Source organism: Natronorubrum texcoconense, assembly GCF_900100335.1.
GTDB classification, from domain to species: Archaea; Halobacteriota; Halobacteria; order Halobacteriales; family Natrialbaceae; genus Natronorubrum; species Natronorubrum texcoconense.
In genome coordinates this window covers 747,257-770,756 of the sequence record NZ_FNFE01000002.1, presented here as the reverse complement: position 1 = coordinate 770,756, position 23,500 = coordinate 747,257, and the positions used below count along the sequence as shown (strand labels likewise).

General features: G+C 63.2%; 21 protein-coding genes and 1 tRNA gene. 12 read left to right on the top strand and 10 right to left on the bottom strand.

The window, feature by feature from the left end:
- Nucleotides 1–253: 253 nt before the first annotated feature.
- Complete coding sequence (locus tag BLT08_RS10105; RefSeq protein WP_175529275.1) at nucleotides 254–2,803, bottom strand: PAS domain-containing protein; 2,550 nt, start codon at nucleotides 2,801–2,803, stop codon at nucleotides 254–256.
- A gap of 154 nt (nucleotides 2,804–2,957) precedes the next feature.
- On the opposite strand from BLT08_RS10105, the gene BLT08_RS22545 reads away from it, so the two are divergent.
- The gene (locus BLT08_RS22545; protein ID WP_245724190.1) at nucleotides 2,958–3,341 is read left to right on the top strand and encodes a DUF2267 domain-containing protein; all 384 of its coding nucleotides are present in this window, start codon (nucleotides 2,958–2,960) and stop codon (nucleotides 3,339–3,341) included.
- On the opposite strand, the gene gfo6 is transcribed toward BLT08_RS22545, so the two are convergent.
- A complete protein-coding gene (gene gfo6 / locus BLT08_RS10100) occupies nucleotides 3,299–4,369 on the bottom strand; it encodes a D-xylose 1-dehydrogenase Gfo6 (protein WP_090305802.1) in 1,071 nt (356 codons plus the stop codon). The genes BLT08_RS22545 and gfo6 overlap by 43 nt on opposite strands.
- Nucleotides 4,370–4,574: 205 nt before the next feature.
- Here gfo6 and nadA point away from each other — a divergent pair, with 205 nt between their 5' ends.
- From nadA to BLT08_RS10075, 4 genes are all read left to right on the top strand, one after another.
- Nucleotides 4,575–5,708 carry a quinolinate synthase NadA gene (gene nadA, locus BLT08_RS10095; protein ID WP_090305799.1) on the top strand — a complete coding sequence of 378 codons (1,134 nt, stop codon included), beginning with the start codon at nucleotides 4,575–4,577 and terminating at the stop codon, nucleotides 5,706–5,708.
- Between the two features lie 6 nt (nucleotides 5,709–5,714).
- A complete protein-coding gene (locus tag BLT08_RS10090) occupies nucleotides 5,715–7,253 on the top strand; it encodes an L-aspartate oxidase (RefSeq protein ID WP_090305796.1) in 1,539 nt (512 codons plus the stop codon).
- A 6-nt stretch (nucleotides 7,254–7,259) separates the two neighbouring features.
- Nucleotides 7,260–8,075: a carboxylating nicotinate-nucleotide diphosphorylase gene (nadC, locus tag BLT08_RS10085; RefSeq protein ID WP_090305793.1), complete on the top strand. Its 816-nt coding sequence runs from the start codon at nucleotides 7,260–7,262 to the stop codon at nucleotides 8,073–8,075.
- 1,075 nt (nucleotides 8,076–9,150) lie between these two features.
- Nucleotides 9,151–10,623 (top strand): aldehyde dehydrogenase family protein, encoded by a 1,473-nt coding sequence (locus BLT08_RS10075; RefSeq protein WP_090305786.1) that lies wholly within the window; start codon nucleotides 9,151–9,153, stop codon nucleotides 10,621–10,623.
- Between the two features lie 30 nt (nucleotides 10,624–10,653).
- Here BLT08_RS10075 and BLT08_RS10070 read toward each other — a convergent pair whose 3' ends face one another.
- Entirely contained in the window at nucleotides 10,654–10,896 is a 243-nt protein-coding gene (locus tag BLT08_RS10070) for a hypothetical protein (protein ID WP_090305783.1), read from the bottom strand.
- 140 nt (nucleotides 10,897–11,036) lie between these two features.
- On the opposite strand from BLT08_RS10070, the gene BLT08_RS10065 reads away from it, so the two are divergent.
- From BLT08_RS10065 to BLT08_RS10045, 5 genes are all read left to right on the top strand, one after another.
- A complete protein-coding gene (locus tag BLT08_RS10065; RefSeq protein WP_090305780.1) occupies nucleotides 11,037–11,837 on the top strand; it encodes a DUF7344 domain-containing protein in 801 nt (266 codons plus the stop codon).
- A gap of 193 nt (nucleotides 11,838–12,030) precedes the next feature.
- Nucleotides 12,031–12,951, top strand: a complete 921-nt coding sequence (locus tag BLT08_RS10060; protein ID WP_090305777.1) for an ABC transporter substrate-binding protein — start codon at nucleotides 12,031–12,033, stop codon at nucleotides 12,949–12,951.
- Between the two features lie 12 nt (nucleotides 12,952–12,963).
- Nucleotides 12,964–13,683 (top strand): ABC transporter permease, encoded by a 720-nt coding sequence (locus BLT08_RS10055; protein ID WP_090305774.1) that lies wholly within the window; start codon nucleotides 12,964–12,966, stop codon nucleotides 13,681–13,683.
- On the top strand, nucleotides 13,680–14,447 hold the full coding sequence (locus tag BLT08_RS10050; RefSeq protein ID WP_090305769.1) for an amino acid ABC transporter ATP-binding protein: 768 nt from the start codon (nucleotides 13,680–13,682) through the stop codon (nucleotides 14,445–14,447). Before BLT08_RS10055 ends, BLT08_RS10050 begins: the two co-directional genes overlap by 4 nt.
- Nucleotides 14,447–15,151, top strand: coding sequence for a TOBE domain-containing protein (locus BLT08_RS10045; RefSeq protein WP_090305765.1), 705 nt, complete (start codon nucleotides 14,447–14,449; stop codon nucleotides 15,149–15,151). The genes BLT08_RS10050 and BLT08_RS10045 overlap by 1 nt, the downstream gene beginning before the upstream one ends.
- A gap of 446 nt (nucleotides 15,152–15,597) precedes the next feature.
- On the opposite strand, the gene BLT08_RS10040 is transcribed toward BLT08_RS10045, so the two are convergent.
- The 3 genes from BLT08_RS10040 to BLT08_RS10030 form a co-directional block, all read right to left on the bottom strand.
- A tRNA-Leu gene (locus tag BLT08_RS10040) sits at nucleotides 15,598–15,681 on the bottom strand.
- Between the two features lie 111 nt (nucleotides 15,682–15,792).
- Nucleotides 15,793–16,134 carry a ferredoxin gene (locus tag BLT08_RS10035; protein ID WP_090305762.1) on the bottom strand — a complete coding sequence of 114 codons (342 nt, stop codon included), beginning with the start codon at nucleotides 16,132–16,134 and terminating at the stop codon, nucleotides 15,793–15,795.
- 92 nt (nucleotides 16,135–16,226) lie between these two features.
- Nucleotides 16,227–17,177, bottom strand: a complete 951-nt coding sequence (locus BLT08_RS10030) for an oxidoreductase (RefSeq protein WP_090305759.1) — start codon at nucleotides 17,175–17,177, stop codon at nucleotides 16,227–16,229.
- Between the two features lie 242 nt (nucleotides 17,178–17,419).
- Between BLT08_RS10030 and BLT08_RS10025 the strand changes: the two genes are divergently transcribed.
- Nucleotides 17,420–18,013, top strand: a complete 594-nt coding sequence (locus tag BLT08_RS10025; protein WP_090305756.1) for a DUF192 domain-containing protein — start codon at nucleotides 17,420–17,422, stop codon at nucleotides 18,011–18,013.
- Between the two features lie 219 nt (nucleotides 18,014–18,232).
- Here the strand turns inward: BLT08_RS10025 and BLT08_RS10020 are convergent, their stop codons facing one another.
- From BLT08_RS10020 to BLT08_RS10005, 4 genes are all read right to left on the bottom strand, one after another.
- Nucleotides 18,233–19,891 (bottom strand): outer membrane protein assembly factor BamB family protein, encoded by a 1,659-nt coding sequence (locus BLT08_RS10020; protein ID WP_090305753.1) that lies wholly within the window; start codon nucleotides 19,889–19,891, stop codon nucleotides 18,233–18,235.
- Between the two features lie 230 nt (nucleotides 19,892–20,121).
- A complete protein-coding gene (locus BLT08_RS10015; protein WP_245724195.1) occupies nucleotides 20,122–20,631 on the bottom strand; it encodes a peptidylprolyl isomerase in 510 nt (169 codons plus the stop codon).
- Nucleotides 20,632–20,973: 342 nt separating this feature from the next.
- Complete coding sequence (locus tag BLT08_RS10010) at nucleotides 20,974–21,678, bottom strand: CatB-related O-acetyltransferase (protein ID WP_175529274.1); 705 nt, start codon at nucleotides 21,676–21,678, stop codon at nucleotides 20,974–20,976.
- Between the two features lie 176 nt (nucleotides 21,679–21,854).
- A complete protein-coding gene (locus BLT08_RS10005; protein WP_090305747.1) occupies nucleotides 21,855–22,373 on the bottom strand; it encodes a peptidylprolyl isomerase in 519 nt (172 codons plus the stop codon).
- A gap of 154 nt (nucleotides 22,374–22,527) precedes the next feature.
- On the opposite strand from BLT08_RS10005, the gene BLT08_RS10000 reads away from it, so the two are divergent.
- Entirely contained in the window at nucleotides 22,528–23,499 is a 972-nt protein-coding gene (locus BLT08_RS10000; protein WP_090306148.1) for a succinylglutamate desuccinylase/aspartoacylase family protein, read from the top strand.
- Nucleotide 23,500: the final 1 nt, after the last annotated feature.

Sequence of the window (23,500 nt, the reverse complement as noted above, 5' to 3'; positions counted from 1 at the left end):
GTTGTCCGGTAGCGAACTCGTGTTCGTGATCCACCGGCCGCCATTGCGAATGACGATGACTGCGTATCGAACGTCGAACAGGTCGTACGTGGCGGTGATCACGGTGCGTAGACCGCCGTCTCGGCCGAACACCTGGCGATTTCTGCCGCAATGTGATGGAGTAACTCGATACGGGGATGGGTACTGTCCTCTGAGTGGAGAACGTCTTCCTCACTGTCGTGATTCGAGCTCGAGTCGTCTGATAGGTTGGTCATTATGAGTTCTCTCTCTTCTGTTCAGACCCGTTTGGTGAGTGGGCCACGGCAGTGACAATTTCGAATCGTGCACCGTTGTCTTCACTCTCGGTCACGGTGATCTCCCAGTCGTGCGCGCCAAGGATGTCCGAGATAATCGCCAGTCCGAACCGACGCTGGTCGTCTTGATCTCGAATCTCTTGATCGGCGAAAAGCGTCTCGCGTTTCTCTTCAGGGATTCCTAGGCCGTCGTCCTCGACGTAGAATCCTTGGGCCCGCTCGAGTTCCCCAATGCGAACGGTGACGTCGCTACCGCCATGTTCGATGGCGTTACGAAAGAAGTTCTCGAACAGCTGGGTTAACCGGAGTTGGTCACCCTCAACGGTCACTTCATCTTCAACTAGGAGTCGTGCCTCGTCCGTGCAGACCATCGACCATACCTGCTTGGACACATCATCGACACTCACACGTTCTACCTCGCCGACTTGTTCGCCGGCTCGCGCGAGCGAAAGGAGGTTCTCAACGATCTCGAATGTGCGATCAATTCCCTCTTCGGCCGTCTCGAGGTGGGGACTATCTTGGTCTTCCCGTTCCAGTCCGAGATAGCCCTTCGCAACAGTCAGTGGATTTCTAATATCGTGGGCAACGACATTTGCGAACTCGTTGAGACGGTCGTTCTTCCGTTCGAGCTCTCGGTCCCGCCGTTTGAGTTCGCGTTCTCGGTCAGCGCGAGTAAGTGCGCTCGTCGTTGTTGCCGCGAGGATAGTTCCGAACTCGTGATCGTACTCATCAAAGCGTTTGTGTTGAAGTGAGCCACAGATCAACACACCGTGCTCCCCAAGCGGGAGTATCATCTCGCTTCGGATGGGAGTCTCCGGATTGTAGACGTTTGGATTCGACGCAACGTCCTGCACGATCTGTGGTTCTTTACTGTCAAATACCTCCCAGGCGAGTCCCTGTCCTGGCTGGAAGACCGGCTTCTCCTCGAAGAGGGCATCGGCTTGATCCGTGGTGGTAAACGGGACGAGAACGTTCTCCTCATCGTCGTAGCGACACAGGCCCGCTATCGGAAGATCAAGAACCTCCTGTGCGGTTTTGACGGCAATCTGGGAAATCTCGATCGGACCGCTTGCGTTCATGAACTGTGGCGCTACTTCGTTCAGCGAGTGTAGGACGCGCTCGCGTTCTTTCATTTCCGTTATCTCCGTCGCGATCCCGTAGACTGCATATGGCTCACCGCTTTCCTCGAAAAGTGGCACCTTTGTGGTCACGAAGGTGCGACGGCGATTCTTGATCCACACTTCTTCTTCCCGTTTGACGGCCTCTCCAGCGTCAAGTGCTTCGCGATCACCTGCTTCGATGGTCTCGATTAGTTCTTCGTCCTCGTGAACTGCCGTTGGCTGGTTTTCGAGAAGTTCCTCGTCTGTGAGGCCGACGAGGTCCTCGAACTGCTCGTTAACATATCGATATCGCCCTTCGGGGTCCCGCATATAGATCGCTGCCAGAGCATTGTCGAGGACGGCCTGTAATTCGGCCCTGGTCCTCGAAAGTTCGTCAAGAATCGATTTCTGTTCGCTGATATCCCTCACAACGCAAATCAGACCACCAGCGTCGAGCGCGGTGAGTGTGAGTTCCTGCGGAAATCGAGTTCCGTCGATCCTCCTTCCCGTTGCCTCACCGCGCCACTCGCCTTCACGACCGATCACGGGCATAATTTCCTGATCGAAGCGTTCGAGTTCCTCATCATCGTAGAGGGTTTGCCAGCTCTCTCCGATCAACTCTTCTAGATCATCGAAACCGTACATCTTCGCGTGGGCCTCGTTCAGATAGAAATACTCGCCCTCAGAATCGAGAAGTGCGACGCCGTCCATCGTGGTTTCGATAGCTGTGTAGAGTTGACGTGTTTCATGCTTTGCATCAACTTGTTCGGTAATGTCGATCGAGAGCCCAACGACGCCCTTCACAGTGTTGCGGTCACCCAACGGTGAGAAGGTGGTTTCGATGATACGTTCGTTGAGTTCCAGTGGGGTAACAGTTTGTTCACCAGTAAGCGCAGTCTCGTACCCCTCGATCGCTCCCGGAAGATCAGCATACCTCTCATAGAGTGACTCGCCAACGAGTTCCCCCGGTTCTATACCAAGGTCTATTAGCCCCTGACCTTGAGAGTGGGTGATAATTCCATTCGCGTCAATTGAAAATAGAACGATTGGAAGTGAGTCAACAGGAACGTCAGTCAATGTCGCATCCGAGTGATCGTCCCTCTTGTCATCGATGACTGTCTCAGCAACGGTGTCCGCGAGTTCGTGATACGTCTCTAGGTCGTCGTCTCTTGGGACGTACTCGTCGACACCCGATGAGACTGCCTCGCTTGCGATCGCTTCGCTTCCGTCCTCCACGAACAGGATGATTGGCACATCATCGGTTTGATGGACCACTTCTGCCCCCACCCCACCGTCAAGACGATACTCGCTGACGACGCACGCAATCTCATTCTGGTCAAGAAGATATTCAGCTGAATCGATCGTTTGAGCTTCGAATGTAGTTACGTTGTATAGTGTTCGCTCTTGCACGGCAGCGGAAATCCGATCACATGCGTCGCGATCGTATCCAACGCACAGAAGCTTGAGCTCCGGTGGAGGTGTATCTTGTTCCCTACCTGGCATAGATGATCCATATATAACAGCTTGGTGCTTTAGTGTATTGCAGCTTTTATTGTGTTATCTGTTGTGTGATGTCCTCCTCCACGTCGACCACGGCCACGACTACGACGCCGACGCGTTCGTCGAGCGGGTCGTCGATCGCATGACCTACGCGGATCTCGACCTCGAGTCGAACTACGGCCGACCATCGGACGTCGACCGGCCGGAGGCGCTGTTCCCCAGCAAGGCCGTCGTCGCGCTCCTGAGCGAGACGGTTCCGGGCGGCGACATCGCCAACGTCGAACAGCAGTTTCCCGCGGAGCTCGACGACTGTTCGAATTCGTCGACGCCGAGGGGAAGCCGTGGGTGCAGCCAGAGCAGTCGGAGTGATTGGCGACGTGCTGCTGCTTTTTGGAGACTTCAGCTTTACTCGAGAGCCACTCGACAGTTCGTCTCCGCCGATTCGTAGGCGGCTTCGATCGCTCGCAGGTCCGTGAGACCGTCCTCGCCGTCGGGTTCGGGATCGGTCCCCGTCAGCACGCAGTAGCCGAAGTAGTCGAACTCCTCACGGACCTCGTCGACCGGCGGACCGGTGTACTCCATGCGCACGTCCCCGCTCTCGACGACCATCTCCTGGGGAACGACGCCGCCGAAGGGCGAGGCGATCGAGATCGTCCCGTCGGTGCCGACCAGCTCGAGCCGACTGCTCGCGTGGGCGTCGAAACTCGCCGTACAGGAGGCCGTCGCGCCGGTGTCGAACTCGAGTTGGAAGGCGACGTGCTCGTCGACGGCGTCGAACGGCTCGCCGCTCGAGTGGGTCGTCGCGTACACGCCCTCGGGATCGCAGTCGAGGACGAATCGAGTGGTGTTCAGCGGGTAGACGCCGAGGTCGACCAGCGCGCCGCCGCCGGCGAGGTCTGGATCGAGCCGCCAGGAGCCGGGTCCGGCGTGTTCCAGAAGCGGGTGGGAGAAGCCCCCGTGGATTTGGACCACTTCGCCGACGACGCCATCGCGGACGAGCTCTCGCGTGCGGCGGACCGTCGGCTCGGTCTGGAGGCGATACGCGGTCATCAGCGTCACGCCGGCGTCGGTACAGGCGTCGGCGATCTCTCGGGCACGCTCGAGGCTCGTATCGAGGGGTTTCTCACAGATGACGTGTTTCCCGTGCTCTGCGGCCGCGATAGCGTACCTGCCGTGGGTCGCGTTCGGCGTGGCGACGTAGACCGCGTCGTACGTCTCCGCGTGGTCGCCGGCCAGAAACGCGTCGTAGTCGACGATGTGCGAGACGTCGAACGACTCCGCGACCGCCCGCGCTCGGTCGGGTGAGCCGCTGACGAGCATCGTCGTCTCGCAGTAGCTCCCGTCCGCGATGCCGGGGAGGGCGCGATTTCGGGCGAAACCGCCGACGCCGATCACGGCGAGTCGGACCGTCCCATCGGGTGATTCTCGCTCCCAGTCTCTCCGTGTGAAGTTCGCGAAGGCGTCCTCGAGTGACATACACTCTCCTCCACTCTCAAACGGAAAGTCGTCAGTGGCGGCCCGACGGAGAGTCGGCTCCGAATACCTATTAGCAACAGAGAAAAACTAATTCGCTGTTTTCAACTCGGTTATTGGCCAGTGGTATTCCGCCATATATCCGTACCGAAGGAAAAAGTTATTCAATAGCGGCCTGTGATGTGCAGTCAACCACAGGTGACGTGATATGGTCAAAATGGAAACGGCAGAGCTGGAGACTGATCTGAGTCTGTTCAAATACGACAATCTCGAGCAGTTGCCGCCCCGCTACCGGGACCTCGAGGAGTCTGAACGGACCGAACGCATCGAGGCGGCGCTCTCCGAACTCGGCGACGACGTCGTTATCCTGGGTCACAACTACCAGCGACGCGAAATCGTCGAGCACGCCGATTTCGTCGGTGATTCCTATCAGCTCTCGAAGGAGGCCGCGAACGCGGACGCCGAGTACGTGATCTTCGGCGGCGTGACGTTCATGGCCGAGAGCGCGGACATCATCACCGACGACGACCAGACCGTCATTCTGCCGAGCATGGAGGCCTCCTGTCCGATGGCCGGAATGGCCGAAGCCCTGCAGGTCGACAGCGCGTGGGCCGAGATCACGGCCGCCGCGCCCGACGCGAACATCATCCCGATCACCTACATGAACTCCTACGCGGACCTGAAGGCGTTCTGTGCGAGCCAGGGCGGGCTCGTCTGTACGTCCTCGAACGCACACAAAGCCTTCGAGTACGCCTTCGATCGGGGCGACAAGGTCCTCTTCCTCCCCGACAAGCACCTCGGGGAGAACACGGCCCACCGAATGGGGATGGAAGACCGAATTGCGGAGTGGGACCCGTGGGATCCGGAGGGGAAAGACGCCGACGAGGTCGCCGAGAGCGACATCATCCTCTGGGACGGCTACTGCCAGGTCCACGAGCGGTTCCGCGTGGACCACATCGAGCAGATCCGAGCCGAACACGACGACGCGAAGGTTATCGTCCACCCCGAGTGCCGCCGCGAGGTCGTCGAAGCTGCGGACAAGGCGGGTTCGACGGCGACGATATGCGAGACGATCGAAGAGGCCGATCCCGGCGATACGTGGGCCATCGGCACCGAGATCCACCTCACCGAGCACCTCCAGCGTTGGCACCCCGAGGTGAACGTCCTGCCGCTCTGCGGTGACGCCTGCATGGACTGCAACGCCATGCGCCAGATCGACCCGAACTACCTGACGTGGGTGCTCGAGGAACTCGTCGAGGGTCGCGAACGCAACGTCATCGAGGTCGCGCCCGAGGAGAAGGAACTCGCGGGCGTCGCACTCGATCGAATGCTCGAGATCTGATCCACGATGACCGCAACTCACGATCACGACCACGAAATTGCGGACGTTCTCGTCGTCGGAAGCGGAATCGCGGGCTGTGCGGCCGCTCTGCAGGCTGCCCGCGAGGGAGCCGAGGTGCTCTTGCTCACGAAGGCGACGAAACCCGACGGTGCCAGCACCGACTGGGCCCAGGGCGGCATCTCGACGACTCGCGGCGAACCGGAGAGCCTCAAGGCGGACATTATCGCAGCCAGCGACGGCACCGCCGATCCCGACGCGGTCGATGTCTTGGTCGAGAACGCCGACGACGCCGTCGAAGACGTGCTGCTCGAGACGCTCGAGATCGAGTTCGACGAGACGGACGACGGGGAGTTCGACTACACGCGGGAGGCCGCCCACTCGGACTACCGCATCCTCCACGTCGACGCCGCGACGGGAACCCACATCCTGCGACCGTTTCTGAACCACATCGACGCACACGACCGAATCGAGGTGCGGCAGGATACCGCCGCGCTCGAGTTGATTACGCACGAGGGCCGCGTCCACGGCGTTCTGAGTGACGAAGATCCGACGGGGAATCCGATATTCGCCGGCACGACCATCCTCGCGACCGGCGGCATCGGGGCGCTCTACACGCGCTCGACCAACCCCGACGATGCGACCGGCGACGGGATCGCGATGGCCGCCCTTGCGGGGGCGGACGTCGCGGACCTCGAGTACGTGCAGTTCCACCCCACGGCGTACGACGGAGCGGATCCGTTCCTCCTCTCGGAAGCCCTTCGCGGCGAGGGCGCGATACTGCGGAACGGTGACGGCGAACGGTTTATGGATGACTACCACTCGCAGGGCGATCTGGCCCCGCGGGACGTCGTCGCTCGCGCGGTCGAGACCGAGCGGGAGGCGACCGGGGAGGTCGTCCTGGACGTGAGCACGCTCGAGGGCGCGTTCGCCGAGGAGTACCCCGCCATCGCCGAGAAGTGTCGCGACCGCGGCATCGACGGCGACGAGATCCCGGTCGCGCCCTGTGAGCACTTCCTCTGTGGCGGTATCGACGTCGACGAACACGGCCGAACGTCACTCGATCGGCTCTACGCGGTCGGCGAGTGCTCGCGCACAGGCGTTCACGGTGCGAATCGATTGGCGAGTACCAGCCTGCTCGAGGGCCTCGTCTGGGGCCTCCGCGCGGGCGAAGACGCTGCGGGTCTGGACGCGGACCCCGAACCCGTCGAGGCCCCCGACCTCCGCAACAGCGATCCGGACCTTCCAGAGCGCTTCGCCGCCGAAAAGTCGATTCGCCTGAAGCGGACGATGGACGAGTATCTCGGTCTCGAGCGCGACCCCGACGAAATCGCCCGCGCGAGCGCCGTCCTCCGGCGGCTCAAGGGCGAGGTCGACGCCTACATCCGCACGCGGACGGCGCGGGATCTGTACGAACTGCGGAACGCGAGCGTGACGGCCCTGCTGATCGCTCGAGCGGCGAGCGAGAACGCCGAGTCGACGGGCTGTCACTACGTCGTGGAGGACTCGAGGGACGACTCAACGGCGGAGCAGCCGGCGGACGACTAACCCACAATGATCACGAACGCACAGGTCGAACGCTGGCTCCGCGAGGACGTCGGCCACCACGACGTGACGAATCAGGTCCCGGGCGAGACGACCGGCCGCCTCGTCGCGAAGGACTCCGGCGTCGTCGCGGGTCTCGAGGCCGCGACGGCCGTCTTCGACTATCTCGGCGTCGACGTGCTCGAGTCGCTCGACGATGGGGCTCAACTCGAACCCGGCGACGAACTCCTCCGCGTCGAGGGGCCCGCACGCGAGGTTTTGCGGGGCGAACGCGTCGCTGTCAACCTCGCGGGTCACGCGTCGGGAATCGCGACGCGGACGCGACGGGTAGTTGACCGCGCCCGCACCGAATCCGGCGACGTGCGGATCGCCGCGACTCGCAAGACGACGCCCGGGCTTCGGGGGCTCGAGAAACGCGCCGTCGTCGCCGGCGGCGGGGACACCCATCGACTCGATCTCTCTCACATGGTGATGGTGAAGGACAACCATCTCGCCGAGATGGGACTCGAGGGCGCAGTTTCGCACTTTCGGGAGCGGACCTCGTTCGCGACGAAACTCGACGTCGAGGTCGAGTCCGTCGAGGACGCGCCGCGGGCCGCCGAGGCCGGTGCGGATATCGTCCTGTTGGATAATATGACGCCCGAAGAGATCGGGGCCGCCGTCGACCTGCTCGCGGCGTACGACGGCGTACTGGCCGAGGCGAGCGGGGGAATCACGCTCGAGACGGTTGCGGCGTACGCCGCGACGGGCGTCGACGTCATCTCGATGGGATCGCTGACGCACTCTGCGCCGTCGCTCGATCTGTCGTTTCGGACGGGTGTCTGACACTGGTCGGGCTCGGAGACTCGTCGTGTTCGCTCGAGCGATCAGCATGCTTCGTATCGGAGGTAGGTCGAATCTGTGAGGTCTACAGCGCGTTCTCGTCGGGTCACGGGCACTTGTGATCGCTCAAGGTACGGGACACACACTACAGATACAAACTGATCAGTGGACACTCTACCAGTTACAGACAGCGTTACTCATTCCAAATAATGAATATGTATTCAGCAGCCGTTCATCACCGTACAGGCAGCGAGTTCGTTCAGTGAGTGGAGAAGTGCAATGGTCGGTACAGATCCCTTCCTAATTACACGAAAAGACTATATTTTAGATAGGTCACATGATGGTGTGGTCCCATCTTCGAAAGTCATAGTATGGGCGGGGCTCTGTTTGCTCGGTCTCGGTGCGTACTTTCCGTGGGTCATCACGAATCCGACGTACGAGTACATCCATCTAGTCAAGATCGCGGGTATGGGATCAGGGACGGAAACGTATGGACTCGTAACGCTTGTACTTGCAGTTATTGCTGCGCTCGGAATACTGATCGAAATTCGGTGGATTAGCAGCGAAGCATTTAGAACGGTTGTCGGAACCGTCTCGGTCGTGCTCTCGTTAGTGTTCTTTTTCACTCAGTACGGAGTGACGGGAATGTTTATTGCAGGGACTGGTCTGTACTTGACATTAGTCGGTGGATTCGTCCTCCTGATCGCGAGTGGAAAGTCATTTTTATACTCTCAGCGGATGAGTTCGCCACGAGGGCTTCGTTTCTTTCAATCGGACTGCGGTGAGTCAGCCGATCAATAGACCTACTTAGTGAACGATGCTGTTTCGATGGGGGTTAGTCAGAACGAGTGTGTTGCTGCCGCTGGCGGCGATGGGTTCCACGTCCTCCCCAACCGATTCGTTCGCTCCTTACAGTCGCTCACTCATCCCTCGCGCATATTCGGGCCGCGGTTCACCGTCGGTTCACCGCGGCTCAGCGCGCGCCACCGCACGTGGTTTGTTCAGTCGAACGTGGACTTAGTCCCCGTTGCGCCTGCCGGTGTGTCACTTTTCCACACTCGTCGGGTAGTATCGCTGTATGACAGATCTCCCGTTGACACCCGAATCGGGCTGGAATTCGCTGTATCTCGCGGGCGAGTGGACGGAGCCGAGCGACCGCGAGGAGATCGCGGTCGAGAACCCCTACACGCGCGAGAAGATTGCGACCGTTCCGGCCGGAACCGAGGACGACGTCGATCGGGCCTACGAGGCCGCGAGCGAAGCCCAGAAAGAGTGGGCCCAGCAACCGCCGCAAGCACGAGCGGAGGTTATTACGGCGGCGATCGAGTTCGTTCGTGACAATCGCGAGGAAATCTCCGAGTTGTTGGCCCTCGAGTCCGGCAGTACGCGAGTCAAAAGCGGGGCCGAACTGCAGACGGCGATGGCGATGATGCAGCAGGCGGCGAGCTACCCGTTCCGGATGGACGGGAAGCAGATGGAGTCGACGATCCCCGGGAAGGAAAACATCGTCGAGCGCAAACCTGCCGGCGTCGTCGGCGTCATCTCGCCGTGGAACTTCCCGCTGCACCTCTCGATGCGAGCGGTCGCGCCGGCCATCGCGACCGGGAACTCGGTCGTGCTCAAGCCGGCCTCGAACACGCCGATTACGGGCGGCTTGCTCCTCGCACGGATCTTCGAGGAAGCCGGCGTGCCGGAGGGCGTCCTGAGCGTCGTCACCGGCAGCGGCTCCGAGATCGGTGACGCGATCTCCGACCACGAGATTCCGCGAGTGCTCGCCTTCACCGGGTCGACGGAGATCGGCCAGCGGGTCGCCGCGAACGCGGCCGGCAACTGCGCGCTTCCCGCGCTCGAACTTGGCGGGAACAACGTCCACGTCGTCACCGAGAACGCCGACCTCGATCGCGCGGTCGACGGCGGAGTCTTCGGTTCGTTCCTCCACCAGGGCCAGATCTGTATCTCGATCAACCGCCACCTCGTCCACGAGGACGTCTACGACGACTACGTGGGGATGCTTACAGACCGCGCGGCGAACCTTCCGACCGGCGACCCGACCGACGAGGACACCGTCGTCGGACCGATCATCGACGAGGGCCAGCGCGATCAGATCCTCGAGTACGTCGAGACCTCAGTCGACGAAGGGGCGACCCTCGAGACCGGCGGCGAACACGACGGACTCGTGGTCGAGCCGACGGTCCTCTCCGACGCGGACAACGACATGGCCGCGGCGTGTAACGAACACTTCGGCCCGGTCGCGCCGGTGATCCCCTACTCGAGCGACGAGGAGGCGATCGAACTGGCCAACGATACGATCCACGGCCTCTCGGGATCGGTTCACAGCGAGGACCTCGCGCAGGCTCGATCGATCGCCGACGGCATCGAGACGGGGATGATCCACATCAACGACCAGCCGGTCAACGACGAGCCCCACGTCCCCTTCGGCGGGATGAAACAGTCCGGATTGGGGCGGTACAACGGCGAGTCGATCCTCGAGGAGCTGACGACGACGAAGTGGATCTCGATTCAGCGCGAGTCTCGGGAGTACCCGTTCTAGGTCGGAACGCTGCCGTCGGTTCTCCTGACTTCAGTCGAACCACGAGACCAGTCGGCTCCAGCTCCAGACGATGAGTGCGAACAGAGCGACGGCCATCAGGACGTAGAGCGGGGCTGCGTCGGCTGCAGGGCCGTGAGTCGGCACGATGTAGTCGAGCAGCCCGGTCCGATAGAACAGTCCGACTGCCGAGAGGACGAGCAACGAACCGACGGCTACGGCGACTGCCAGTCGGTTGTTAGCGATCCGTGACTGCTCTCGATCCGGATTGGTCATCGGACTCTCGGCCGTGATACCAGTCGGTGACGTGAAACAGTTGCACCTGCACCCTCCGGTTGGCAGGATCGATCGACTCTCCCGTTCGACCGGACGCAAGAACGTTCTTACTGCGTGACGTGCTACAGTACAGGTGACTGATGACCTCACTGGACAGTAGACGCCCGCGTACGACGAGATGGCAGGATAGCGCAGCGTGGTTCGTCGCCGTACTCGGAATCGCACTCGGGGTCGCCGGACTGGCACAGGTGTATCGCTACCCCGAACCGATCGTCGTCCAATCGATCGAGAGCCTACTCGTGATCGCGCCGGCGCTCGCGCTCGTCTACGCGGGCTACTGGGTCGCGACGCAACGCCGGTCCTACGAGGATCAGTGGTCGATCGCGACGTGGTCTCTCGTCGGCTCCCTCACCGCCGGGCTCCTCGTCTCGGGCTTCCTTCTCGCGGAGTGGCTCGTCGGAAACGCCGTCGCGGATTCGTCGCTCTTGCTCGTCATCGGCATGTTGAGCGGCGGCGTCGTCGGTCTGGCTGCCGCAGTGGCGAACCAGCGACACACCGTCGAACTGGGAGCGTCCGAGGAGACGGATACCGCCGACGGACGGGGTGACATCGACTCCCTCTCGCCGCCTGCACGAACCGTTGCCAGTCTCGCGTCCGATACGCGAGCCTGGTACACGCTCCAGGCGGTGTCGCTCGCCGACCGACCGCTCGGCGTCGAGACGATCGCGGCACAGATCGCGTCGCTCGAGGAGACGACCGAGGAGGCGGTCTACCTCGATCTCGTCCAGCACCGACTGCCGAAACTGGCCGCCGACGGCGCGGTCGAGTACGATGCGACGAGTGGTGTCGTTCGTCCTGCGGGCGCCGACGAACCGGTCGTCGCCACCATCGAAGCGCTCGCACGACTGCCCGACGAGAAACAGTCGCCGGTCGAAGAGTAGCTCCTCGCGGCACATCTCCGCCGGGTTTCAGTAGCTCTCAGATGGGTTGCCTTTTTTGGTTACGCAGCCGATTCGGCCACGTCGAAAACGCACTCCTCGAGCCCGAACGTCGTTCTCTACCGGATCGGACGTAACCCACTGTGGTTACGTCGTGATCCAAAACTATTTCATCCGAGGCAGTATCGTAGTATCTATGTCGATACAACGCCGACAGTTCGTCGCAGCGGTCGGCTCTGTGGCAGCTACCGGGATCGCTGGTTGTACGGCGTTCAGGAGTCGGGAGGAGGGAGCGATCACCGGCGAAACGCTCCGGCTCACGACGACGACGAGCACCTACGACACGGGCCTGCTCGACGAACTCAACGCGCCCTTCGAGGACCGATACGGCGTCACCGTGGAGGCGATCGGTCAGGGGACGGGCGCTGCACTCGAGACCGCCCGCAGCGGTGACGCGGACGTCGTGATGGTCCACGCCCGCGCGCTCGAGGACGAGTTTCTGGAAGCGGGGTACGGCGTCAACCGACGCGATCTGATGTTCAACGACTTCGTGGTCGTCGGCGACGCTGACGACCCGGCGGGGATTTCGGGGACCACGGACGTCGAAGCGGCGTTTACCGACATCGCCGAGGCGGAGTCGACGTTCGTCTCGCGCGGGGACAACTCGGGAACGCACGCGAAAGAGCTCGAGATCTGGGACGCCGCCGGCGTCGGCGACGACGAGTTCGGCGAGTGGTATCTGGACGGTGGCGGCAGCATGGGTGAGATACTCACCCAGACGGACCAGGGCGGCGACTACACGCTCGCCGACCGCGGCACGTATCTCTCGATGCGGTCGGATATCGGCCTCGAGACCCACGTCGAGGGCCCGATCGAAGACGGGCCGGACCTGCTCGCGAATCCGTACGGCATCGTCGCCGTCAATCCGGCCGTCCACGACAACGTGAACTACGACCTCGCGATGGCGTACATCGGGTATCTCACGGGGCTCGAGAGCCGCGAACGGATCGAGGAGTACGCGGTCGAGGGTGAACAGCTGTTCTTTCCGGAGGCCGTCTCCGAGGAACCGAACTTCCAGCAGTACGTCCCCGAGGGCTGGGACGGCGCGGACGACTGAGGGTGCGCACGGATGGTACTCGAACTCACCACGGGCGCGCCGCTGGTCGTCGACTTTCCCTTCGAGTGGCACTACATCCGCAGCATCATCGCGGTCTCGCTGTACGTTAGTCTCGTCGCCGTCGCATTGAGCACGCTGTGTAGTCTCCCGGTCGCCCTCCTCATCGGTTTCACAGAGTTTCGCGGGAAGACGCTGCTCACGTCGCTCATCAACACCGGGATGGGCTTTCCCAGCGTCGTCGTCGGTCTCGTCGTCCTCTTCGCCGTCTCGAATCAGGGACCGCTCGGCTCGTTCGACCTCGTTTTCACCCCCGAGGCGATGATCCTGTCGCAGTTCGTGCTTGCAGCGCCCGTCATCGCTGGCGTCAGTCTCGCCGCCGTCAGCAGCGTCGAGCAGAACGTCCGGGACGCGGCGTACGCGATGGGCGGGACGCGGACGGACGTCGCGTTCGTCACCATCAAGGAAGCGCGCTACGGCATCGCGACGGCTGTGCTGGCGGGCTTCGGCCGCGCGATCAGCGAAGTCGGCTCCGTCCTCATCGTCGGCGGTAACATCGCCCGTTCGGACGGAACGTCGGTCACACGGACGCTTACGACGGCGATCCAACTCGAGGCTCGACAGGGCCGGTTCGAGACCGCGATGCTCCTCGGTGCGATCCTGCTCGTCCTCGTCCTGGCCGTCAACGCGATCGTCGTTCGGCTCGGAAACGACGGCGGAGGGCGGTACCGATGACGCTACGCGCGACGGACGTCTACCACGCCTACGACGACGAGACCGTCTTCGAGGAGGTCTCGCTGTCGGTCTCGCCCGGCGAGGTCGTCGCCATCATCGGCCCCTCCGGCGTCGGGAAGTCGACGCTGCTGCGGCTGCTCGCGCTGTTCGACGCGCCCGACGATGGCTCGATCGAGTACGACGGAACCGACGTCTGGGCGGTCGGCGACCGCGAGCGACTCGAGTACCGTCGCCGGATCGGGATGGTCTTTCAGGAGGCCAGCCTGTTCGACGCGAGCGTCGTTCGCAACGCCGAGTACGGGCTCCGGGTCAGACAGTCGTGGACGGACCGCATTCGACACGAACTCGCGAGTCTCGTCGGAGCCGAAAACGGCACTATCGAAGTTGTCGACGCGCTCGACGCCGTCGGATTGGCCGACAAGGCCGATCAGGACGCCTCGTCGCTTTCGGGCGGCGAAGCCCAGCGCGTCGCGTTCGCTCGGGCGCTCGCGTACGAACCCGACGTGCTCCTCCTCGACGAGCCGACGTCGGACCTCGACCCGCGAAACACGGCCGTCCTCGAGGAGGCGATCGGCAACGCGCGAGATCGGGGCATCGGCGTCGCGATCGCTACCCACGACATGCACCAGGCCGAACGGGTCGCGGATCGGGTCGCGGTGCTTCTCGAAAACGAGGTCATCGAGGTCGGGCCAACCGAAACGGTGTTCGAGGAGCCGACCGATGACCGAACGCAACAGTTCATCGACGGGGAGCTGATCTACTGATGACGATCGAAAAGGGCTACACCACGACACTGTCGGTCGACGGCGTGACGATCGACCGCCGCGATATCGAGATGCTCGAGGCGATCGACGACCACGGCTCGATGCACAGCGCGGCCGACGAACTCGGCCGGTCGTACGCGCGTCTGCAGAACCGAATCGTCGAGATCGAAGACGCCGTCGGCCCGGTTACCGAACGGCGACGCGGGGGCCGCGGTGGCGGCGGGACAGTTCTCACGCAGAACGCCCGCGACCTCCGCCGACGGTTCGACCGACACGCCGCCGAACTCAACGGCGTCGCCCGGGTCACGGAGTCCGTGATCTCGGGCACCGTCCGGGACCGAACGGGTGAACTCGCGACCGTCGAGACCACCGTCGGCTCGATACTGGCGCTCGTTCCCGAGGACGCGAGCGAGGTGCAGGTTAGCATCCGCTCGGACGCCGTCGTCCTGACAGATCCCGACGAGACCCCTCGAGGCGACGATACCAGCCTCCGAAATCGGTTTTCGGGAACCATCGTCGAGGTCGAATCGGGCGATGCGATCGACCGAGTGGTGGTTCGACTGGGCGATGGGGCGACGCTACAGGCGCTCGTCACTCGAGCCAGCGCGGAGCGACTGGGGCTCGAGGCCGGCCGGTCGATCATGGCGTCGTTCAAAGCGACGGCGGCGAGGGGGATTGGCGTGGACTCAAGGTCGGAGTCGTAGGGTCCGAACTCGGCGAATGATCTCCGGAGGTGTCTTTCTACGCGTAAGCTGACGGGTTCTCTTCTCGTAGCCTGATCTCACGTAATCGATACGTTGACACGGTATTTCGAGTCTACGAGGGAAGGGATATCAACTGCCCCGAGTGCCGTAGTAGGGGCTTGTCAGTGGACCTGTTACGCCTTTCCCGAATGATTTTTGTTCGGTGTCCGCGGGTGAGATCCCTGACTTCTGGGCCGGTTGACTGCGGCCCGTGATCGACGACAACTGTTGGCCGCCGATCACTAACGAGAAGCATGGATAACAGATTGATGTTTGTTACGAATCCTGTTGCTCTCGCATTAGTTGCGAGTAGGTCACGGACGAGGGTGATTCGAACCTCAGTTGTTTCGCTCCCTGATTCAAACCCCTCCGCTCGCAGTCACCGCTCACGAGTGTTCGCGGTGACATGCGAGGGAAGGGATTCGAACCCTCGGACCTCTACAGGAGCGGGTCTTAAGCCCACCGCCGTTGGCCTGCTTGGCTACCCTCGCACAGAAGGCACTCGACCGTTGTCTCCGGTTCGGGATGTGCGTTTCGGTGTTCTCTCGAGTTATCTTCCGCGAACGAAGTGAGTCGCGCCCGCCGGATTGCGAACGCGAGCGCTACCAGTCGACGCTCAGCGTTCCGTCGCCGTGGGGGTCCGGCGCAATCTCCTCGTCGGTGCGGCGATCGACGACGTGAATGCAGCCGTCGTCCTTCTTCGCTGGGCACACGTCGGCCGCACGGACGTTGTGCTCGAGATCCTCCTCGCCGAAGAAGTACGTCTTCGGCTTGGCGATGCCCGATGCGATGGACATCTCCCAGTTGTCGCTGACCTCGGCGCACTTGCCCGCGCCGAAGCACTTGTTCGCCTCGAAGATGATCTTGTAGGGCTTCTCCTCGATCGGCGGCGCGTCCGACGAGCCGACGTCGCTCGCGCGCTGGATACCGTCGTCGTCGCTCATTACTCGACTGTTCGGCTGCGTCGCCTTTCGCGTTACGGTCGGCTCGGACGGTTCCCGAACGAATCTCACACGGGCGGACTCGAGTTACCGACTCACGACGACGGGGCCTTCGGCTCGGGGAGATCGTAGGTCACGCCGGTTAGCTCGCTCGAGACCTCCCACAGCCGACGAGCGGTCCCGCGGTCGTACGACCGCTCCGACGAAGCCTGTCGTTCCGGAGTGCCCCGCATGTCAAGCAGTCCGCCGGGGCCGTAGTACGCGCCGCCCGCCGCGTCCGGCGCAGTCGCCGCGTACAGCGTGGGGAGTGCGCCCTTCTCGGCTGACTGGGCGAGCACGGCGTTCATCAGTCGTCGACCCAACAACCGGATCCGGGAGCCGCGACCCTCGATGCCGCGGAACTGCAGCTGCGTGTTCGCGTAGCCGGGATGGACGGCGAGGCTCTTGGCGGACAGCCCGGCGGTGAGAAACCGGCGCTCGAGTTCGTACGCGAACAGCAAATTGGCGAGTTTCGACCGGCCGTAGGCGTCCCACTTGTCGTACGTCCGCTCGCCGTGGAGGTCGTCGAAGTCGATCTCGCCGCGTTCGTGGAGTCCGCTCGAGACCGTCACGACTCGCGCGGGTCCCGAGTCAGGGGCCGTATGGAGTTCGTCGAGCATCAGCCCCGTGAGCGCGAAGTGACCGAGGTGGTTGACGCCGAACTGGGTCTCGAAACCGTCCTCGGTCTCCGAGCGAGGAATCGCCATCGTCCCGGCGTTGTTGATCAGGACGTCGATCGCCTCGTCCTCGAGGCGCTCGGCGAAGGCGCGGATCGACTCGAGGCTCGCCAGATCGCAGGCCTCGACGCGGAGGTCGGCGTCGGGCACGTCCGCGCGGATGTCCCGCGCCGCCTCGTCGCCGCGGTCGGTGTCCCGACAGGCCATGACTACCGTCGCGCCGTTTCGGACGAGTTCGCGGGTTGCCTCGAGACCGATCCCGCTGTTGGCTCCCGTGACGACGACCGTTCGGCCGTGCTGGTCGGGGACGTCGTCGGCTGTCCAGTTCACAGCGACGCTAACGCGTGCATGGCTTCTAAACGTACGCACTGCATTCCCCACTGACGGCTCTCGGCCTTCGTCCGACACTGTCAGAAGTTAGCACGTCACAGAGATTTGTGGAGAACAACACAACGTCGGTCACGCGGGGGAGAAACCCCCCGGTGGCCGATACAGACCTTGTCAGCCGAGTTATATTCACGAATCGGGCGACAAACACTTATCACCGCTTTCGTGGTCGGTTCCGTATCGAAATGACTCCGCAACAGCCGTCGACCTCGACCCGACGAACCGTGCTGGCAGGTACCGCGGTAACTCTCGGCTCGCTCGGACTCGCGGGCTGTGCCGACGATACCGGCGACGACGAGGGGGCCAACGGTGACGAACTCGAAGAGACGACGGGGAACTCGAGCGACGATACCGACGACAGTGACGACTCCTCGTCCGAGGTTCACGCGGAGTACGAGACGACCGAGGTAGCGGTGACGGATTCCGACGGCGAGGAACTGGGGACGGTCACGGCGGCCATCGCCGACACGCCGGAGTTGCAAGGGCTGGGCCTGAGCGACACCGAGGAGTTACCCGACGACCGCGGCATGCTGTTCGTCTACGAGGCGGTCGAGGATCGAGAGTTCTTCATGCGGGAGATGTCTTTCGGGATCGACATCGTCTTCGCGGACGACGAGGGCGTGATCACGGAGATCCATCACGCGCCGGAACCCGGGCCGGACGAGGACGGCAGCGAACAGACCTACGCCGGCCACGGCCAGTACGTGCTGGAAGTCGTCTACGAGTGGACCGACGAGCGCGACGTCGAGGAGGGAGACCGCCTCGAGTTCGAACTGTAGCGTTCGACCGTTTGGGCGACAGCGTTCGGAACGTGTGATTGGCGCTCGAACTCGAGGCGTCTCGGAGACGCGGGTTCGATAACACGGCTTTCGTCGATCCAGTCGGTACGTAAAACCGGCGGGATATTCGGGTGCGTCGGACCTGAAAACGGTGTAACCGAGAGGCGAGAATCGATACGGTGTCAGCAGCCCCGTCCGACGGACCGCAATCGGGGTCTCTTACTTGGCTGGTTCGTTCACGCTGGTCGATTCATCAGCGCCTGACGTTCGGCGCAGCCACTCGAGGGCGGTCGCCCCACCGAGGAGTCCGGCACCGGTCGTGAATCCGGGCACGCCGTCGGTGTCATCGCTGACGTCGGTCTCGGTTTCGTTTTCGGCGTCTACCTCGGTATCAGTGTCTTCGTCTCCAGCCTCCGAACCGGCGTCAGTGTCGCCTTCGCCGGACTCGCTATCGCCGTCTTGTTGCTGGTCGTCGCCGTCGGATTCGGCCTCGTCGGTATTGTCCTCTCCGTCCTGTTGCTGGTCATCGTCCTCGGATCCGCTCTGCTCGTCGTCTCCCTCGTCCGTGTCATCGTCGGCGCCGTCGTCGCCGGAGCCGTCGTCATCTTCGCCGCTTTCGTTATCCTCGTCGGGCTGGTCATCACCGCCTTCCTCGTCCGTTTGCTCCCGGAGCGCGACGAGTTCGCCGTCGTGGTCGACGTAGATCGTCTCGCCGCTGATCGCCCGTATCGGGCCGACGGGCGTCTCGTCGGCCGATCGCACCCATCGTTCGGTCCCGTCGAACCTGTCCAGGGCGACGAGATCCGCGCTGTACTCCGCGTTCGGCGGGTGGTTCGCCTCGTCGACGTAGGCGTAGACGGTGTCGCCGGTGATGACGGTCGACACCGAACTGTAGTGGATGTCGACGTCCCACTCGTACTCGTCGTCCGCGGCGTAGGACCGCCCCGAGAACGTGTGTGGACCGCCGTCGACGTACATCTCTTCGTCCAAAACCGGCTCGATGTACTCCGAGTTGACCACTCCGATACCCTCACCCGACTCTGCATCGCTGATCGAACGCTCGTACATATCGCCCCCGAGGAGGACGCCCGTCGCCGTCGCGCGGGACGGAAGGGACACCGCGCCGTTGTACACCTCGGACCGCCAGCGTTCGTCGCCCGACTCGGGCTCGAGCGCGAGGACGAAGTCCCCGGAGACGGCGTAGACGACGCCGTTCGCCGCAGCGACGTCGGTGTCGAACTCGTGTTCCTCGCCGTCCTCGTCCCGGATCGACTCGAGTCGCCAGCGGATCGACCCGTCGTCGATCTCGAGGGCGTACAGCGTTCCGTCGAAAATAACGAAGACGGCGTCGTAGGCAACCGTGTGCCTGCTGACGTCGCCTCGATTCTCGGGGTCGAACTCGGTGGTCCACCGCACGCTTCCGTCGGCGCGATCGAGTGCGACCACCTCCTCGCCCGAGAGCGCGACGGTTTCGCCGGCGACCGCCGGCCCCCACGCGTCGACGTCGTCGGCCTCCCAGACGACCGACCCGTCCGCCGCCTCGAGCGCGACGACCGCGGACTCGGTCTTCGCGTAGACGGTATCGTCGGCGACGGCGACTGCGGCGCCGAATTCGCCGCGCCCGCTATCGATGGCGACCGACCAGGCGGCCTCGAGAGCCTCGCCGTCGAACTCGCGGGTGTCCGAAATGGACCTGGAGTGCCCGGCGCCACCGTCGTAGGAGGGCCAGTCCTCGTCCGTTTCTGGATTGGGATCGATGGACGAATCCGGTAGCTCTGTGGCGTCGTCAGCCTCCGATCCCGTACCGATCGACGAAAGCCCGCCGAGCGAGAGCGCTGCACCAGTTGCCAGTACGGATCGTCGTTTCCACGTAGGCATACGACCATGTGTCGAACCTTGTCGTAACACTATCTGGCTCTTAATGCGAGTTCGTCGCCGTGCAACTGTTTCACCGAATGACGCAGGAGGCTCTCACGAGGGACTCCACACCTGTCCCACACCCATCTCCACTCCACGTCTTCGCCCGACTGAGCGACGTGTGCTCGGTCTGTACGCACCTCGAGATTCGAACGCCGTCCTGAACGACGAACCCGTGCTCTCGGTTCCCGTTATTCGTCGCCGACGGAGACCGACTCGAGGACGACGTCCTCTCGAGGCCGGTCGTTCGCGTCGGTGTCGACGCTCCCGATCGCTTCGACGACGTCCATCCCCGCGGTCACCCTCCCGAAAACGGCGTGTCTGCCGTCGAGGTGGGGCTGGGCGCCGAGCGTGATGAAAAACTGCGAGCCGTTCGTGTTCGGCCCGGAGTTGGCCATGCTCAAAACGCCCGCATCGTCGTGTCGGAGGTCGTCGTGGAACTCGTCGTCGAACCGGTAGCCGGGACCGCCGCGGCCGGTACCGAGCGGATCGCCGGTTTGGATCATGAAATCCTCGATGACGCGGTGGAAGAGAACGTCCTCGTACAGCGGTTCGCCGTCGACGTCCGCGCCCGTCTCGGGATCGGTCCACGGCCGTTCGCCGGTCGCGAGACCGACGAAGTTCTCGACGGTTCGCGGGACGCGGTCGGCGTAGAGTTCGACCGCCACGTCGCCCGTGTCGGTGTGGAGGGTCGCCGTCAGCGCGTCGGCCGTCTTCGAGTCCCCAGTCGATTCGTTGTCGCTCGCGTCCGCGTCGCGTTTCACATCGTCTTCAGCGGTATTCGCGCAGCCGGCGAGGACAAGGCCGAGAGTCGAGCCGGTCGCTGCGAGCAGCGTTCGTCGATGGAGCGGCCGATGTGGAGCGATACCGCTGGTGAGCGCGGCGACAAAATAACGATATCGGATTTCGAACTCGTCCCGAGGCGTATCCGTCGTCGGCGGAGACGGTCTCGAGGCAACCCGCGAACGCGCACAATACGACTTTAAACCGTCGGACTGCGTTCCGTCGGTGTGACGACATGCACACAACTTTCGAGTGCGGCTTCACTCGAGGAGGGCTGCGATCTCCGCGGCGTCGTCGACGGTCCGGAGGTCGCGCTCGAAGAACGCTCGTCGATCGCGCATCGTCTCCTCGTCCCAGTTCCACCACTCGAGGTCCAGAAGCTTCTCTCGAACCGCCTGGGGAAATCGCCACTTGATCCGCTCGGCCGGGACCCCGGCGACGACGGCGTACGGCTCGACGTCGGAACTGACGACCGCTCCGGCCCCGACGATGGCACCGTCTCCGATCGTCACGCCGGAGAGGATCGTCGCCCTCGTCCCGATCCAGACGTCGTTACCGACCGTGATCGGCCCCTTCGCCGTCGGCGGAAGGTCGCTGTCGAGCACCTCGTCGTAAAACCGGATCTGTTGTGACGGTCTCGTCGTCTCGTGGTTCGTCTGCTGGAACGTCGTCTCGCGGGCGATTGCACAGTATCGACCGAGTGTGACCGCTCCGATGAGGTCACAGTTCGGCTCGAGGTTCGTTCGCGTCCCGATCGCCACGTCACCGGCGAGGATACAGCCTCGACTTACTCTCGTATGCGAGCGAAGATCGATCTCGCCTCGAAGCAGACAGCCCATCGCGATGCGAGCGGAGGGTGCGATCTCGAGGTTAGTCGAATCGAGATACCAGTCAGCTAGCCCGTGCGTCACGGACGGATATCCCAGTACCGACAGCGAACGTTCCACGAGGGTCTCGAGAGTCACCGTGTTCGGTGTTTCGGAAGATCTCTATAAAAGCATCACCCGTTTCTGCACCGCACTCACGAGAGCGTCTGTTCGAGCGGTACCACTCACGCTCTAAGAACGTCGCGATGTCGGGACGCTCCGCTCCGTGATTCGGGGACGACACGCTCGAGTGCCGCTCGAGACCGGTGCCGAGATTACTCGTAGTCGACGGAGACCGACTCGAGGACGACGTCCTCTTTGGGCTCGTCGTTGCGGCCGGTGTCGACGCTGCCGATCTCCTCGACGACGTCCATCCCGTCGGTGACCTTCCCGAAGACTGAGTGGCGGTCGTCGAGGTGTGGCTGGGCGTCGAGCGTGATGAAGAACTGCGAGCCGTTCGTGTCCGGCCCGGAGTTGGCCATGCTCAAAACGCCCGCGTCGTCGTGTCGGAGTTCGTCGTGGAACTCGTCGTCGAACTGGTAGCCGGGGCCGCCGCGACCGGTTTCGGTCGGATCGCCGCCCTGAATCATGAAGTCGTCGATGACGCGGTGGAACGCGACGTCGTCGTACAGCGGCTCGCCGTCGACGTCCTCGCCCGTCTCGGGGTCCTCCCAGCTCTTGCCGCCGGTCGCGAGACCGACGAAGTTGTCGACGGTTCGTGGCGCGCGTTCGTCGTACAGTTCGACCTCGATGTCTCCCTTGTTGGTGTGGAGGGTCGCAGTAACATCTCCCATAGCTTCGCCGACGGTGGGCCGACAGAAAACGGTAGTGGTCTCGAGTTGTGACGCGCTCGTGACCGCTCGAGCGACCGCGAACCCGATCGGGTGTCACGTTCGGGTGACGACAGACGGCCGCAGCTACATACCGCCGGACGTGGAACGGCGACCTATGACCGCAGGAACGCATACGGCCGAGGATGTAACGCTCGCGCGACTTCCCTCCGGCGTGGAACTCACGGCGACCGTTCACACGTACGAAGGGAGCGACGACGGACCGACGCTGTACGTGCAGGCGGCCCAGCACGGCCGCGAAATCAACGGTACGGAAACGCTCAGACGGTTTCACGAGCGACTGCCGCTCGAGTCGCTGTCGGGGACCGTCGTCGCGGTCCCCGTCGCGAACCCGCTCACCTTCGACCTCGTCTCCTACATCACGCCCGAGGAGTTCGACAGCGTCAATCCCAACATGAACCGGATCTGGCCGGGCGACGAGGGTGGCAGCCTCCACCAGCGGATGGCCGACACGCTCTGGGAGGAGATCGAGGCGGCCGACGCCATCGTCGACCTCCACACGGGCAGTCCCGATATGCTCCCGCACGTCGTCTACCGGGAGGGCGACGAGGCGGCCCGCAACCTCGCCGAAGCCTTCGGAACCGACCTCTTGCTCTCCGAAGAGGCCGACGATGATGCCTCCGACGAGTGGCACCGACGCGGGTTCGGGGGAAAGCTCCGCGTCGCCGCCGCACAGGAGGGGATTCCGTCGATCACGCCCGAATTATCTCACAACAAACACATCCTCGAGGACGCCGTCGAGATCGGCGTCGACGGGCTGCTCGACGTCTGTCGGTACCTCGGGATGCTCCCCGGCGAAGTGCCGAATCGAGAGCAGACCGTCGCCCGAAACCACCTCGGGCAGGTCACCGCCGACGACGGCGGCCTGTTTCATCCCGAGCCGTCGCTCGACGTGGGCCAGTCCATCACCGCCGGAACGTCGATCGGCACGGTGTACGATCCGACGACGTACGAACCGCTTCACGAGGCGGCGGCGGACCGCGACGGCATCCTCTACGCGCTCACGCAGGAGGCGACCGTCGTCGGCGGCGACCAGCTCGCGAGCGTCGCGCTGATCCGCGAGGAGTGAG

Coding starts and splice junctions, on each gene's coding strand:
- gfo6 (WP_090305802.1), bottom strand. CDS start 4,369: ATGTCACTCGAGGACGCCTTCGCGAACTTCACACGGAGAGACTGGGAG.
- nadA (WP_090305799.1), top strand. CDS start 4,575: ATGGTCAAAATGGAAACGGCAGAGCTGGAGACTGATCTGAGTCTGTTC.
- BLT08_RS10090 (WP_090305796.1), top strand. CDS start 5,715: ATGACCGCAACTCACGATCACGACCACGAAATTGCGGACGTTCTCGTC.
- nadC (WP_090305793.1), top strand. CDS start 7,260: ATGATCACGAACGCACAGGTCGAACGCTGGCTCCGCGAGGACGTCGGC.
- BLT08_RS10075 (WP_090305786.1), top strand. CDS start 9,151: ATGACAGATCTCCCGTTGACACCCGAATCGGGCTGGAATTCGCTGTAT.
- BLT08_RS10070 (WP_090305783.1), bottom strand. CDS start 10,896: ATGACCAATCCGGATCGAGAGCAGTCACGGATCGCTAACAACCGACTG.
- BLT08_RS10065 (WP_090305780.1), top strand. CDS start 11,037: ATGACCTCACTGGACAGTAGACGCCCGCGTACGACGAGATGGCAGGAT.
- BLT08_RS10060 (WP_090305777.1), top strand. CDS start 12,031: ATGTCGATACAACGCCGACAGTTCGTCGCAGCGGTCGGCTCTGTGGCA.
- BLT08_RS10055 (WP_090305774.1), top strand. CDS start 12,964: ATGGTACTCGAACTCACCACGGGCGCGCCGCTGGTCGTCGACTTTCCC.
- BLT08_RS10050 (WP_090305769.1), top strand. CDS start 13,680: ATGACGCTACGCGCGACGGACGTCTACCACGCCTACGACGACGAGACC.
- BLT08_RS10045 (WP_090305765.1), top strand. CDS start 14,447: ATGACGATCGAAAAGGGCTACACCACGACACTGTCGGTCGACGGCGTG.
- BLT08_RS10035 (WP_090305762.1), bottom strand. CDS start 16,134: ATGAGCGACGACGACGGTATCCAGCGCGCGAGCGACGTCGGCTCGTCG.
- BLT08_RS10025 (WP_090305756.1), top strand. CDS start 17,420: ATGACTCCGCAACAGCCGTCGACCTCGACCCGACGAACCGTGCTGGCA.
- BLT08_RS10020 (WP_090305753.1), bottom strand. CDS start 19,891: ATGCCTACGTGGAAACGACGATCCGTACTGGCAACTGGTGCAGCGCTC.
- BLT08_RS10005 (WP_090305747.1), bottom strand. CDS start 22,373: ATGGGAGATGTTACTGCGACCCTCCACACCAACAAGGGAGACATCGAG.
- BLT08_RS10000 (WP_090306148.1), top strand. CDS start 22,528: ATGACCGCAGGAACGCATACGGCCGAGGATGTAACGCTCGCGCGACTT.